Origin of the sequence: Rhodococcus sp. NPDC057014, from assembly GCF_042673295.1 — a bacterium.
GTDB lineage: Bacteria > Actinomycetota > Actinomycetes > Mycobacteriales > Mycobacteriaceae > Rhodococcus_F.
The window spans coordinates 19,105-32,720 of record NZ_JBHUSF010000074.1; the positions used below are offsets into that span (position 1 = coordinate 19,105).

General features: G+C 65.6%; 12 protein-coding genes and 1 pseudogene. All 13 read left to right on the plus strand.

The annotated features are described in order from the left end of the window. Positions 1-34 precede the first annotated feature (34 nt). Positions 35-1,525 (plus strand): aldehyde dehydrogenase family protein, encoded by a 1,491-nt coding sequence (locus tag ACFTZB_RS17090; RefSeq protein ID WP_378433122.1) that lies wholly within the window; start codon positions 35-37, stop codon positions 1,523-1,525. After that, positions 1,522-2,661, plus strand: a complete 1,140-nt coding sequence (locus ACFTZB_RS17095; protein ID WP_378433124.1) for a cupin domain-containing protein — start codon at positions 1,522-1,524, stop codon at positions 2,659-2,661. The genes ACFTZB_RS17090 and ACFTZB_RS17095 overlap by 4 nt, the downstream gene beginning before the upstream one ends. Beyond that, positions 2,658-3,653 carry a dihydrodipicolinate synthase family protein gene (locus ACFTZB_RS17100; protein ID WP_378433126.1) on the plus strand — a complete coding sequence of 332 codons (996 nt, stop codon included), beginning with the start codon at positions 2,658-2,660 and terminating at the stop codon, positions 3,651-3,653. The genes ACFTZB_RS17095 and ACFTZB_RS17100 overlap by 4 nt, the downstream gene beginning before the upstream one ends. A gap of 32 nt (positions 3,654-3,685) precedes the next feature. Further along, positions 3,686-4,591, plus strand: a complete 906-nt coding sequence (locus tag ACFTZB_RS17105; RefSeq protein ID WP_378433127.1) for a VOC family protein — start codon at positions 3,686-3,688, stop codon at positions 4,589-4,591. A gap of 2 nt (positions 4,592-4,593) precedes the next feature. Continuing rightward, a complete protein-coding gene (locus ACFTZB_RS17110) occupies positions 4,594-5,328 on the plus strand; it encodes a class II aldolase/adducin family protein (protein WP_378433140.1) in 735 nt (244 codons plus the stop codon). Between the two features lie 2 nt (positions 5,329-5,330). Further along, positions 5,331-6,221: a fumarylacetoacetate hydrolase family protein gene (locus ACFTZB_RS17115; RefSeq protein WP_378433128.1), complete on the plus strand. Its 891-nt coding sequence runs from the start codon at positions 5,331-5,333 to the stop codon at positions 6,219-6,221. 52 nt (positions 6,222-6,273) lie between these two features. Further along, the gene (locus tag ACFTZB_RS17120) at positions 6,274-6,885 is read left to right on the plus strand and encodes a malonic semialdehyde reductase (protein ID WP_378433130.1); all 612 of its coding nucleotides are present in this window, start codon (positions 6,274-6,276) and stop codon (positions 6,883-6,885) included. A 76-nt stretch (positions 6,886-6,961) separates the two neighbouring features. Further along, a complete protein-coding gene (locus ACFTZB_RS17125; RefSeq protein WP_378433132.1) occupies positions 6,962-8,197 on the plus strand; it encodes an FAD-dependent monooxygenase in 1,236 nt (411 codons plus the stop codon). Between the two features lie 450 nt (positions 8,198-8,647). After that, positions 8,648-9,949 carry an NtaA/DmoA family FMN-dependent monooxygenase gene (locus ACFTZB_RS17130; RefSeq protein ID WP_378433134.1) on the plus strand — a complete coding sequence of 434 codons (1,302 nt, stop codon included), beginning with the start codon at positions 8,648-8,650 and terminating at the stop codon, positions 9,947-9,949. A gap of 179 nt (positions 9,950-10,128) precedes the next feature. Next, positions 10,129-11,559, plus strand: coding sequence for an MFS transporter (locus ACFTZB_RS17135; RefSeq protein ID WP_378433135.1), 1,431 nt, complete (start codon positions 10,129-10,131; stop codon positions 11,557-11,559). A 91-nt stretch (positions 11,560-11,650) separates the two neighbouring features. After that, on the plus strand, positions 11,651-12,166 hold the full coding sequence (locus ACFTZB_RS17140) for a flavin reductase family protein (protein ID WP_378433137.1): 516 nt from the start codon (positions 11,651-11,653) through the stop codon (positions 12,164-12,166). Between the two features lie 240 nt (positions 12,167-12,406). Then, positions 12,407-12,775 carry a WhiB family transcriptional regulator gene (locus tag ACFTZB_RS17145; protein WP_378433139.1) on the plus strand — a complete coding sequence of 123 codons (369 nt, stop codon included), beginning with the start codon at positions 12,407-12,409 and terminating at the stop codon, positions 12,773-12,775. Positions 12,776-13,005: 230 nt separating this feature from the next. Further along, positions 13,006-13,616 (plus strand): annotated as a pseudogene (locus ACFTZB_RS17150) (IclR family transcriptional regulator); the annotation flags it as partial.

Here is a 13,616-nt window from a genome sequence, read left to right on the forward strand (position 1 = left end):
CTCGCCCACGACCCTCATTTCCGAAAGGCCGACGATGACGACCCTGACCACCCGCCTGGAGTACGACATGTCCATCGGCGGCGAATTCCGTTCCGCCGCCAACGGCGCGCGGATCGACTCGTTCGATCCCTCCACCGGGCAGCGGCTCGGCGCATTCCCGGCAGCCACCCCCGAAGACGTCGATCTCGCCGTCGAGACCGCTCACCGCGCATCCGACGACTGGTCGCGGACCGCGCCGTCGGTACGCGCCGGGCTTCTCACCGAACTCGCCGACGCGATCGACGCCAACGCCGAGGAGTTCGCGCGGATCGACACGGCCGACAACGGGTCGTTGCTGACCGAGATGCGGCGCGACGTCGCCGCCGGGGTGGGCGCGCTGCGGTACTTCGCCGGCCTTGCGCTGCAGGTTCGGGGCAGCACCCTTCCCGCGACCGTCGGGGAGTTGACCTACACCACCCACACCCCCTTCGGTGTGGTCGGTCGCATCGTCCCGTTCAACCACCCGTTCATGTTCGCTGCCAGCAAGATCGCGGCACCGCTGGTGACCGGCAACGCCGTGGTCCTCAAGCCGAGCGAGCACACCAGCCTGTCGGCACTGCGGCTCGCGGAGTTGGCCCACGACATCCTGCCGGCAGGTGTGTTCAACGTGGTCACCGGCGATGGCCTGGCGGTCGGCGACTCCCTGGTCGCGCATCCGGCCGTGCGACGGCTGGCGTTCACCGGATCCGTCGCGACCGGGCTGGCGATCACCCGCCGTGCCGCGCAGGCGTCGGTCAAGTCCGTCACCCTGGAGTTGGGTGGCAAGAACCCCCTCGTGGTCTTCCCGGACGCCGATCTCGACCTCGTGGTCGACGCCGCGGTGCGGGGCATGAACTTCACCTGGCAGGGTCAGTCCTGCGGCTCGCTCTCGCGCGTCGTCGTGCACTCCGCCGTCCACGACGAGTTCGTCGAGAAACTGACCGACCGGGTAGCGGCGCTGCGGCCCGGGCTGCCGACGGACCCGACGTCCCAGACCGGCGCCATCGTCCACGAACAGCAGCTGAACAAGGTGCTCGAGTACGTGCAGATCGGGTTGGCGGACGGAGCACGGCTGTGCACCGGCGGTGAGCGGATCACCGAGGGCGAACTGGCCGACGGGCTGTTCGTTCGCCCAGCGGTCTTCGCTGACGTAACGGTGAATTCGCGGCTGGCGCAGGAAGAGATCTTCGGTCCGATCCTGTCGGTGCTCCGCTTCGGATCGGAGGAGGAGGCGATCAGGATTGCGAACTCCACCCGATTCGGCCTCACCGCAAGTGTTTTCACCCGCGATCTCGCGACGGCGCACCGATTCGTCGACGCAGTCGAGGCGGGCTACGTCTGGGTCAACGAAGTCTCACGTCACCTGCTCGGTTCCCCCTATGGGGGCGTCAAGGACAGCGGGATCGGCCGTGAGGAGGAGTTGGCGGAACTGTACTCGTACACCCAGACCAAGAACGTCCACATCAATTTCAGCGAACACCGGCGCGAAGGAGCCGTTCAGGCATGACGACCACCGAGAACGAGAAGCTCGCCAGCTACGACGAGGCGATCCGCGGCGACCACCTGATCGGCCAGTGGTCGTTCGAACCACTGCTCGACGCATCGATCGGAGGTCCGATCCCGGCCGGTGTCGGGCACGTGTGGCCGTGGTCGACGACCCGGCCCCGTCTACAGGAGGCAGCCGACATCCTCGGTCCCGCAGGGTGGGGCCGCACCAACCTGACCTTCCTGAACCCGGGCATCACCGCGGGCCCACCCGGGTCCACACACACCCTCGCGGCCGGCATCCAGATCATGCGTGCCAAGGAAGTCAACTGGTCGCACCGTCACACCATGTCGGCGCTGCGCTTCGTGATCGACGGCAACCCCGAATCGTTCACCGTCGTCGACGGCGAAGAGCTGGCAATGGACACCTTCGATCTGTTGATCACCCCGCGGTACTCCTGGCACGACCACCACAACCCCACCGATGACGAAGTGGTCTGGCTGGACGTCCTCGACCTCGGCCTGACGCTCAGCCTCAAGCAGGCCATCTTCGAACCCTTCGGAGACGAAAGCCAGCCCCGCCGAACCGACGCCGCACAGTCCCAGGGCCTGCGGATGAAGGCGTTGCGGCCGACGTGGGAGCGGACCCGCGAAAGCAGACTCCCGGTCCGCTACCCCTGGGCGGAAGTCCGCGAGATCCTCGACGCGTACGGTACCGCGGAAGGCAACCCCTACGACGGACTGTCGCTGCGCTACACCAACCCGGTGACCGGCGGATCGACGCTGCCGACGATGGACTGCTGGATCCAACAGCTCGTTCCCGGCTTCGACGGCCAGCGGCACCGCCGGACGTCGAGCAGCGTCGGATTCGTGGTCTCCGGCCACGGCAAGATCGAGATCGAGGATGCGGTGTTCGACCTCCACCCAGGTGACACGTTCGCGATTCCGAACTTCACCTGGCACCGGCTCATCAACGACACCGACGAGGCGCTCCGCATCTTCTCCGTCCACGACATCCCGGTGCTCCAGGCACTCGGCCTGTTCTACGAGGAACCGCATCCGATCATCGGTGCGCAGCCGGCGCCCGCGGTGCCAGGAATCCCGAAATCACCCACCCACCGCATCGACGCGATGCTCGACAAGGACGAGACACGATGACGAGATACACAGCACAGGACATCAACGGCGTCGTCGCCATTCTGCCCACCCCGTCACTTCCCGGATCGGATCGATGGGACGCCCGCGAGACCGTGGACGTCGCGGAAACCGAGCGGCTGACGAACGCACTCATTGACGACGGCGTCGACGTCATCATGACCAACGGCACCTTCGCCGAAGGCGCATCGCTGACGCTCGACGAGGTGATCACCTTCAACGACGCGGTGATCCGCACCGTCGCCGGCCGCCGCCCGGTCTTCGCCGGCGCGACCACCCTGAACACCCGCGACACCATCGACCGCGGCCGCACACTGCGCGAACTCGGCGCCGACGGGCTCTTCCTCGGCCGCCCCATGTGGGTGGCACTCGACGCCGAACAGACCGTCGAATTCCACCGCAACGTCGCCGAAGCACTTCCCGACATGGCGCAGATCGCCTACGACAACCCGAATGCCTTCAAGCGGAAGATCTCACCACAGGAGTACGCCCGCCTCGCCGAGATCCCCCAGATCGTCGCGGCCAAGCACATGGGCCTCGGACTGATGGGCGAGCGTTTCGCCGAAGACCTCGCCGCGGTGAGCGGCCGTATCCGGCTACTGCCCGTTGCCGGGGACTGGTCGACCACGGCCCGCCGGTTCCCCGACGAGATCCGCGCATGCTGGAGCGGAGACGTCGCGGCCGGCCCGGCACCGGTTCTGCGTTTGCGCGACGCCATCCTCGGCCAGGACTGGGAACGCGCCGACCAGATCCAGGCCGACATCGGGGAGGCACTCGAACCGCTGTTCCCGAACGGAAGCTTCGAGGAGTTCTCGAAGTACAACATCCAGATCGACCGGGCCGAGTTCGAAGCCGCAGGCTACTACCGCCCGGGACCGGTGCGACCGCCGTACTCCTCGTGCCCGGAGGACTACCTCGAATGCGGCCGCGAGGCCGGACGGCGATGGGCCGCTCTCCATTCCCGCTACTCGGCCGAGCACACCACGCTCGCATGAGCGCACTACCCGAACGAACCAGGAGCACATCCATGACCGTCCCCGAACCGCCCGTCCGGGTGACCAAACTCGGCTATGTCTCGTTCGAGACACCCGACGTCGCACGGCTGACCGAGTACTACACCAAGGTCCTCGGATTCGCCTTCGTCGAGGAGACCACCAGCCAGGTCTTCCTCACCACGGGCGGCGACCATCACTGCGTCACCATCGAGAAGGCCGAGGTGTCCCGTGGACGCAACGTGATCGGCTACGAGATCCGTGAGAGCCTCGACAATGCGCAGCTGCGACTGAAGGAAGCCGGTCTGGCCAGCGAACGGCGCACCGACATCGGCCCCGGCACCCCCGACGTCCTGGTCATCGAGGAGCCGCTGACCGGAAGCGCACTGCATCTGTACGAGGAGCAGTCGCGCAGCGGCGTCGATTCGACGTTCGATCATCGCCCCAACAAGCTGGGCCACGTCGCCGCCTACACCCCGTCCCCGCGTGACATGCGGTCCTTCTACGAGGGCGCCCTCGGATTCCGGTGGTCCGACACCGTGGGTGACTTCTTCGTGTTCCTGCGGTGCAACGCCGACCACCACGCGGCGAACTTCATGCAGAGCACCACCATGCAGGGCATGCACCACATCGCCTACGAAGCCCGGGACCTGACCCATTTGCAGACGATGATCGACAACCTCAACAAGCACGACTACCGGCTGTACTGGGGTCCGGGACGGCATTCGGTGGGCCACAACATCTTCACCTACCACGAGGACCCTGACGGCAACCACATCGAGCTCTTCACCCAGCTCGACGTCATGCTCGACGAGGACAGCGGCTACTTCGAGCCGCGTCCGTGGCACGAACACTTCCCGATGCGACCGACGACGTGGGAAGCGGACCTGGCTGTGATGAACAAGTGGGGCCCGATCCCCGACGGGATGATCAAGCGGTGACCATGCGCGACGAACAGCTCGTAGCGCAGGTCGTCGACGCCCACCTCGCGCTGGCAGAGGTGGGCCAGGGCGACCTGATCTGGGGTCACGTGGCTGTCCGGGACCCCGCCGGGCGCGGGATCTGGATCAAGGCGGCCGGCTGGGGAATGGACGAAATCGGACCCGATCAGGTCCAGTTGGTCTCCTTCGACGGCGACGTTCTCCTCGGCGAGGGACCCCGGCACATCGAGTACCACATCCACACCGAGCTCATGCGCCAGCGCGCCGACGTCGGAGCGTCCGTGCACTCGCACGCATCGTCCGCAACCGCCTTCGCCTCGTTGAACGTGCCTCTGCGGGCATTGAGCCACGACGCCACCCCGTTCCTGGATCCGGATGTGCCCCGGTTCCACGAGACCGGGAACCTCATCGCCACACCCGAACTCGGCCGCGCGTTGGCCGAATGCGTCGGCTCCGGCAACGGCTGCCTCATCCCGGCGCACGGACTGGTGACCGTGGGCGCCACGGTCGCCGACGCGGTCATGCACGCGGTGTTGCTCGACCGCGCCTGCGCGACGCACCTGACAGCGCTTGCCGCAGGGGGGCCGCGCCGGTGGTCATCGGATGACGAGGTGGCCGCCAAGAGATCGACATTGTGGCCGCCGACCGCATTTCGGTCCGCCTTCGACTACCTGGTCCGGCGTGCCGAGAGAACGACTGCGTCGAAATCGACCAGTCAAGTGAACGTGAAAGGTTGATCATGACTTGGAGTCTCGTAACCTGCCGCACCGGCGACGGCAGTAATCGGTCGGAGATCGCCGCGATCCGACGGGCCGACGGGCGGTACGTCGTCCCGGACGTTCTGCGCGCCTTCACCGGCCTGACGGACGCACTCGACAACTGGTCGCAGATCGAACCCGAACTGCGCGCGATCGACCCGGACACGCTCGAGCCCGTGGACGCGACCGAAGTTCTCTCCGTCCGCTACCCGCGCAAACTGCTGTGTGTCGGCGCGAACTACCGCGACCACATCGCCGAGATGGGCGTCGCCGACATCCCCGAGGGCTGCGAACCGTTCTTCTTCACCGTGCCGACGACGACCACGATGATCGGCGACGGTGAGCCGATCACCATTCCGCGCGATCCCGCGTATCGAGTCGACTGGGAAGCCGAACTCGCCATCGTCATCGGCACCGGTGGGCGGGACATCGACGCCGCGGACGCGGGCAAGCACATCGCCGGCTACGCGTGCTTCAACGACGTCACCGCACGCGGACTGCTGGCGCGCAAGGTGACGATCGCACCGCCGTTCACCTGGGACTGGGCCGGCTCGAAGGGCCTCGACACCTTCTGCCCGATGGGCCCGGTGACACCGGCCTGGCAGATCGAGAACGCAGGCGATCTCGAGATCCGGTGCACCGTGAACGGAGTGGTCAAGCAGAAGGGATCGTCCGCGAATCTGCTGCACGGAATCGACGATCTCGTCGCCGCCGCCAGTCGCCGCTGGACCCTCGAACCCGGAGACGTCATTGCCACCGGCACACCGGCCGGCGTGGGCCACACCCGCGGTGAACAGTTGACGGACGGCGATCTCGTCCGGGTCGATATCACCGGCTTGGCCCCACTCGCGAACCCGGTCGTGTTCCGGTGACCCGCCGACCGTGTCCCGACCGCACGCCAGTCGCATCGACGGAAGGTAAACCATGACAACGGGAATCACCCATCCGATGCTGGACCAGACCGGCCAGGACCTGCTGTTCAGCGGTGCTCACTCGGTACGTCAGTTCTCCGACGAACCCGTCGCTCGCGACGTTCTGGAGAGGGCATGGGAGCTCGCGAAGTGGCCCCCCACCGCCTGGAACAGCCAGCCGCTGCGCGTGATCCACGTGACCAGCCCCGAGGGAAAGGCCCGCCTGCTTCCGCTCGTGGACGAGCGGAACAGACCAAAAGTCGAGCAGGCGCCCGTCACCTCGATCCTGGTGTCGGACTACAACTACCACCACGACCTGCCGGAGTTGTTTCCTCGTGCCGAGGGGCTGCGGGAGATGCTCGACGAGGGGCCGGCGGGGCTGCGCATCAAGTACGCGCACTTCAACGCGACCCTGCAGGCCGGCTACTTCATGCTGGCGGCGAGAGCGGTCGGATTGTCGGTGGGGCCGATGGCGGGATTCGACGCGGAGGCGGTGACGGAGGAGTTCCTCGACCCCGACACGATGCATGCGCTGGTGCTGGTCAATCTCGGCTACCCGGCGTCCGATGCGGCTGTCAGCCGGCTGCCGCGTCTGCCCGAGGACAGGGTGGTGACTTGGGTCTAGTGACGCGACGCCGTCCGGGGCCGCCACGCCCACGGCGCACCAACCGCAACCTGACGTTCTATCGAAAGTGACAGCTATGTCCGACAGTCCATCCATCGCCGTCGTCGGCGGTGGTCTCGGTGGCCTCGCCACCGCGATCGCGTTGACAGTACGCGGTTTCGAGGTCGACGTATTCGAGCGCACCAGCCAACTCGGCGAGGTCGGTGCGGGGATCAACATCAGCCCGCAGGCCACCAAGGCGTTGCAGGCGATCGGCCTCGGAGCTCGACTCGCCGAGGTGGGGAATCCGATCACCGGCCAAATCCAGCGTTCGATGTACACCGGCGACGAGCTGGTGGAAACCGGTCTGGCGAAGAACGGGAACGCGGCCGATCGTTTCGGTGCCCCGTACTACACCTTCCACCGTGCCGATCTGCTCGACGTGCTCGCCGACGCGCTCGACAGCTCGCGGGTCCATCTCGGGCACCGATGCGTGGGCTTGGTCGAGGAAAACGACGGAGTGGTTCTCCAATTCGACGGCCGCACCGATCGGAGAGCCGACATCGTCATCGGCGCCGACGGCATCCACTCCCCGGTCCGCAGGCACCTCTACGGAGAGGAAGACCCGCCTCAGTTCACCGGACAGATGGTGTGGCGCGCGCAGCTCGACGGCAAGTCCCTCCCGTCCGGCCTTCTCGGGCCCCACGGGTTCTGCGGATGGATCGGCAAGGGCAGCCACATGATGACCTATTACCTCCGCGGGACCGACATCATCAACATCACCACGCAGTCGGACACCGAGGAATGGGTGGAAGAGGGCTGGTCGATCGCAGGCGACCCCGACGAGATGCGAGCGTCCTTCCCCGGCGCCACACCCCAGCTGCAACAGCTGCTCGACGCCGTGACGAGCTGCTCGAAATGGGGCCTGTTCGGGCGCCAGCCATCGCACGACTGGGGCCGCGGACGTGTGCAGCTGATCGGCGACGCCGCGCATCCGATGCTGCCCAACGCAGGTCAAGGAGCCGCGCAGGCATTCGAAGATGCCTACATATTGTCGCGGTGGCTCGACGCACTGCGCTCCGATCCCGAACTGGCACTCGCGCGCTTCCGCGACGTCCGGATCCCGAGAGCTCACGCGATCCAACGGCAGTCACTCGCGAACAGCAAGCTCGTGCACGCCGGCGACTGGGAACAGCGCCGGCGGACGTTCGAGGAACGAACCCGCCAGGGCGACACCCCCTTGGGGATGAACTGGATCTACGGCTACGAGCCCGAGTCCGAGTGGGACACCCGCACCGTGTATCCCCTCTCGGACCCTCCGCAAGTTCAGTGACCTCAGAAGCGAAGTGCATCGGGGCCGAACAGGGTGCCCACCCTGCCTAGTGTTTATTGGTGTGCATTGATAGACACTGACAGTGGACAAACTTGCAGTGATGTCCGCGAAATCTCGCCTAAGATGTGATGTGTTACACAGTTGTTACCTAAAAGTGTCGATCCGAAACACACTGCAGGCCTACGATTGATCCACACCAACGGCCTGATCGTCGAGAGGCCAATCCCTGTTCGACAACGACGCCGAGACGGCCGGATCGACGGGAAAGCAGCCGGATGATCACTGCCGAGCCCTCGCCTCACACCCCACGCGGGCGCTATCCGCCTCGGCTCCCGTGACCATCTGCAGTCATTCAAATCGCTATTCGCGGCGAACTATCCGCAATTCGAGCTCTTTCCACAGCCTTCCAGCCGTGTCCACAGAGTTCACCCATTTCTTCAGGAGACGGTTATGACGACACCCATTCACATCGGATTCTTCAGTTCCTTCTCGCCGCCCGCGTGGCAAGCGGGAAGCGACCGGATGTACGGATCCGACTGGTGGTCCGGTGAGTACCACGCACGCCTGGCGCAGCGCGCGGAGGATGCTCACTTCGATTTCATGTTCTTCGAGGACACGGCGGCCGTGTCGACCACCGTCGGTGGCTCGATCGACATGGACCTTCGGTACGCGCTCAGTGCGCCGAAGAACGACCCGGTCGCCCTGCTGTCCTATCTCGCAGGGAAGACGACACGATTGGGTCTGATCTCCACCGCTTCGACCACCCTGTACCCGCCGTTCCTGCTCGCGCGGCTGTACTCGACGATCGACAACCTCTCACGGGGGCGCGCCGGCTGGAACATCGTCACCTCGAGTGAGAACGAGTCCGCCCAGAACTTCGGCCTCGACGCTCTTCCGCCCACCAATGAGCGCTACGAGATCGCCGAGGAATTCCTCGAAGTCGTTCGTGCGCTGTGGAATTCATGGGATGAAGACGCGGTGATCCGCGACCAGGAGAACAACGTCTACACGGACCCGGCCAAGGTCCGCGCCATCGACCACCTCGGTAAGCACTTCAAGGTCCGCGGACCTTTGAACTCACTGCCCTCACCCCAGCGCACACCGGTATTCGCCCAAGCCGGCGGTTCGCCGCGAGGTCGGGACTTCGCGGCACAGAACGCCGAATTGGTCATGTCCACCACGATCGGTGGGGTGGAGGCGATGAAGGCCTTCCGCGAGGACATTCACGGCCGGATGAAGAAGTTCGGACGCGATCCCAAGGAATGCAAGATCATGTACGCCACCCACCTCTATGTGGCGGAGTCCAGAGCGGACTTCCGATCGAGTATCACCGATTCGCAACTGCTGTCCGTGCTCGGCAAGCATTCGGCGCATCTCGGCGTCGACCTCAACCAGTTCCCTCTCGACGAGCCCTTCCCGCAGGACGTCGTAGCCAACGGCACGACCAGCATGGTCGAGTCGCTGAAGGAGAAGGGGCGCCGAGGTCAGAGCCTGCGCGATGCCATCATCGACTTCAACTGGGGAGACGACGAGCTCGGCCTCGTCGGTCCGGCTTCCGATGTCGCGCAGAACCTGGTTTCTGCCATGGAGGAGGCAGGGGGCGACGGCTACATCATCATGGCCACGCAGGATGCGAACGAGTCGCATCTGTCCGGAATCTTCGATGGTGTGGTGCCCGAACTCAAGCGGCTGGGCGCGATGCGGACCGACTACTCGGGTAACACACTGCGCGAAAACCTCTTCGCTTTCTGAGGTCGCCAAGTCGCCGCGCTGGCGGTCGCTCGTTCCCCCACCCCGAAAGAGTTTTTTCATAGATCCACCACCCCCTGAAACAGGAGCCTCCCGTGCACGACGAACACACCCACGAGGGAACAGCGGCGGTCATACCTCCACAAGAACGACCTCCTGCCGAGGAGACGTTGGAGTCCACAATGTCAGCACGTAGTCGCTGGACGGCGCTCGGCGTCCTGCTCATTGCGGTCCTCATCGGACTCACCGACGCCACCATCGCCAACATCACCCTACCGGCGATCGAGACCGGTCTCGGCGCCTCCGACGCGACCCTGTCCTGGGTGGTGACGGGATACGCGCTTGCCTACGGGCTTTCCCTGGTTCCGGCCGGCCGACTCGGCGACCGATACGGCCACAAGCCACTGTTCGTGCTCGGCATGGTGGGCTATGTTCTCACCGGTGTGATCGCCGCGACGGCGTCGTCGGAAGGACTTCTGGTCGCGGCGCGCGTGGCGCATGGTATCGCCGGCGGCGTCATGGTCACCCCGGTCTTCGCCTACATTCAGGTTCTCTTCACCGGTGCGGCCAGGGTTCGGGCATTCGGGCTGTTGACCGTGGTCACCGGATGTGCAACGTCGATCGGGCCACTGATCGGCGGGTGGATCATCGACAACACCTCGGACGGACTCGGGTGGAGACTCGCCTTCCTCGCCACCGCACCGGTCGGCGTCCTCGGCATCGTGGCCGCAATCATGATCTTGCCCAACACACGCAGCCACAAGGCCGGCGGGTTCGACGTACTCGGTATGGCCATGCTTGCGCTCGTCATCTTCGGAGCCATGGCTCCGCTCATTCAGACGGACGGAGGCAGCCTTCCCGCGTGGGCGCCGGAGAGCTTTGGCGTTGCGATCGCCGTCGCCGTCGCGTTCGTCTACTGGCAACGCCGACGTGCCAGCCGGAACGCCGAGCCGCTGATCCCGATGACATTGTTCCGTTACCCGTCCTTCTCCCTCGGGCTGATCGTCGCTGTGCTGACCTTCGCCAGCGCGACGACCTCGATCTACATCGCGTTGGCCGTGTTGTGGCAGTCCGGGCGTGGCGAAACCGCACTGGCGGCCGGGCTCGTCACTCTCCCGTTCTCCGTCGGCGCCATCCTCGGTGCCGCGCTCAGTGAGCGGGTGGCCGTACGACTCCGACGCCACGCCGTGACGTTCGCCCTGGTGCTTCTCGTCGGCGGGTATGTGGCGCTGTACTTCCTGCTCCTCGCGGAGCCGTACGCGCATCTCCTGGTGCTCACCCTGCCGATCTTCGTCGCCGGGCTGGGCAGCGGAATCTTCGTCGCACCGAATGTGTCCTCCATCCTGTCGCCGGTGCCGCCGGCCATCGCCGGCGGCGCGGGCGGAGTGGTGGTGACCGCCCAGCGAATCGGTGCGGCCCTCGGCACCGCGTTGACCGTGATCATGGTGTCGACGAACCCGGGAGCCGGGCCCTTCGACGAGGCAGCGACCATCATCGCGTCGGTTCGCGCCCTGCTCGTCATCCTGCTGTTCGCCGCGGCAGCGCTGGTCCTCAACGTGGTCGCCACCGCGGTGGACAAGCGATCCTCGCCCGTCGAATCAGTTCAGGCCTGACTCAATCGGGGTGTCGGTCGCGGGCTGCCCGGCAGACCCGACCGACACCCCGACATCTCGTTGTTGGCCCATCCATCACAAAGGACTCCCCATGATTACCCAGACGTCTCGCCGTGCTGAGCCGGCCGGGCACGCGATGCGCGACGACCTCCGTCGCGTATTCGGGCACTATCCGTCCGGCGTGGCCGCACTGGCGGCAACGATCGACCACTCCGACGTCGTCCTGGTGGCGTCGTCATTCACCGTGGGCGTCTCGCTCGACCCGACCCTGGTGATGTTCGCGGTCCAGCGTTCATCGACCACCTGGCCGATGCTGCGCGACGCGCCCTCGATCGGTGTATCCGTCCTGTCCACCGGTCAGGACCACCTGTGCCGACAACTCGCCAACAAGGACAAGAGCGAGCGGTGGAAGGACATCTCACGATCGCGATCACAGGGCGGAGCCGTCTTCATCGACGGCGCATGCGTGACGCTCGAATGCTCGATCTACGCCGAGTACCCCGCGGGTGATCACGAGATCGTGGTCCTGGAAGTCACGGGCGTGACGGCCGACACAGACCAGGATCCCCTCGTCTTCCACGGATCCCGATTTCGTCCCCTCGGATAGTCAACCAACCCGCACGGTGGCGTCGAGTACTCGGCAACGCAGCTAGTTGCTTTATGCTGGAAAGCGGTTCGGCATCATCACTCGTCGCACCGGAAGCTCGCCGCCGTGGTCGGGTCGTCCGGGCAAGGGGCGGGCTGGGTATCCGGAAAGGGCATGCGTGCTCGTCTGTGACCGAATCCGGTCGCCATCCACCGGCCCCTAATTTCTGGTAGCCCCGTCCTCAGAGCGGAAGAGCCCATCATGCCTAGCCGGAATCCTCTGCGGATCGGCGCACCGGCCGAAGAATGGGACTGGCAACTGCAAGCACGCTGCCGGAACATGGACACCAACACCCTTTTCCACCTGGACGGCGATGGACGCGGTGAACAAGTCCGCCGGGAGGCGGCGGCCAAATCGATCTGCACACAGTGCCCTGTGATAGGGGAGTGCCGTCGATATGCGCTGAACGCTAACGAGACCTTCGGGGTCTGGGGTGGCACCACGGAGCGGGACAGGCGTGCGAATCGGACCGGACCGGATCGAATCGTTCCTGCGGCGGAGGAAATTCACTCCGTGCGTTTGCCCTCGCCGGGTCGGCGGCCGGATACGCGCTGGGCACTCACCGCGTGAACGCCCGTCGCCGAACGAGTCCGTTTCCCGTCGCGATGCCATAAGCGGAATCTTGCCCGCTCGCCGCATCCTGGTAGGCCACCGCGACCTCGGCGGGGTGTGTCATCCCTGATACGGCCGCCGGCAGTCGCGAGAAATGCGGATTTTCCTGTTGCCGCACAACCGTGATGACGCACTCTGATCGGCAACAGCGCTGAATAGCAGAACATTCGAGGCAAAGGTGATCGGCGATGGCACGCTTCGCGACCGGCGAATCCGTCCTTGCGCGAGGAATCCGGATCGTCGAGGCGTTCGGTCTCGGTGACAGCACACTGACCGTCTCGGAGATCGCGCGCAGGACCGGGCTGCATGTCGCCACCGCCTCACGGTTGATCGACGAACTGGTCCGCCACGGGTGGTTCGAACGGGACGGCCGGCGGCTACGAATGGGTGTGCGGCTCTGGGAGGTCGCCTCCCGGGCATCGTCGACCGTCGGATTGCGAGAGGCCGCAATGCCCTTCATGGAGGATTTGCACGCCGTGGTCGGCCAGCACACCCAGCTGGGCGTGCTGGAGGGCGGCGAAGTGCTGTTCGTCGAGCGGCTCAGCGCTCCCGGCGCGGCGATCAATTACTCCCGCATCGCGGGCAGGCTGCCGCTGCATGCGTCATCGTCCGGCCTCGTCCTGCTCGCGTATGGGACCTCGGAGCTCCAGGAACGCGTGCTCGAAGGATCGATGAAGATGTTCACCGACAACACGATCCGTACCTCCCGTCAGCTCCGCGACGCACTTGCGCGAGTTCGGCAACAGTATTTTTGCGCTCTGCGCCGGACACATCTTTCCCGACACGACCGGGATTGTGG

Bases quoted from the DNA above. Each gene is read 5' to 3' on its own strand.
- ACFTZB_RS17125 (WP_378433132.1), top strand. From the start codon at position 6,962: ATGTCCGACAGTCCATCCATCGCCGTCGTCGGCGGTGGTCTCGGTGGC.
- ACFTZB_RS17095 (WP_378433124.1), top strand. From the start codon at position 1,522: ATGACGACCACCGAGAACGAGAAGCTCGCCAGCTACGACGAGGCGATC.
- ACFTZB_RS17090 (WP_378433122.1), top strand. From the start codon at position 35: ATGACGACCCTGACCACCCGCCTGGAGTACGACATGTCCATCGGCGGC.
- ACFTZB_RS17100 (WP_378433126.1), top strand. From the start codon at position 2,658: ATGACGAGATACACAGCACAGGACATCAACGGCGTCGTCGCCATTCTG.
- ACFTZB_RS17135 (WP_378433135.1), top strand. From the start codon at position 10,129: ATGTCAGCACGTAGTCGCTGGACGGCGCTCGGCGTCCTGCTCATTGCG.
- ACFTZB_RS17130 (WP_378433134.1), top strand. From the start codon at position 8,648: ATGACGACACCCATTCACATCGGATTCTTCAGTTCCTTCTCGCCGCCC.
- ACFTZB_RS17145 (WP_378433139.1), top strand. From the start codon at position 12,407: ATGCCTAGCCGGAATCCTCTGCGGATCGGCGCACCGGCCGAAGAATGG.
- ACFTZB_RS17120 (WP_378433130.1), top strand. From the start codon at position 6,274: ATGACAACGGGAATCACCCATCCGATGCTGGACCAGACCGGCCAGGAC.
- ACFTZB_RS17110 (WP_378433140.1), top strand. From the start codon at position 4,594: ATGCGCGACGAACAGCTCGTAGCGCAGGTCGTCGACGCCCACCTCGCG.
- ACFTZB_RS17105 (WP_378433127.1), top strand. From the start codon at position 3,686: ATGACCGTCCCCGAACCGCCCGTCCGGGTGACCAAACTCGGCTATGTC.
- ACFTZB_RS17140 (WP_378433137.1), top strand. From the start codon at position 11,651: ATGATTACCCAGACGTCTCGCCGTGCTGAGCCGGCCGGGCACGCGATG.
- ACFTZB_RS17115 (WP_378433128.1), top strand. From the start codon at position 5,331: ATGACTTGGAGTCTCGTAACCTGCCGCACCGGCGACGGCAGTAATCGG.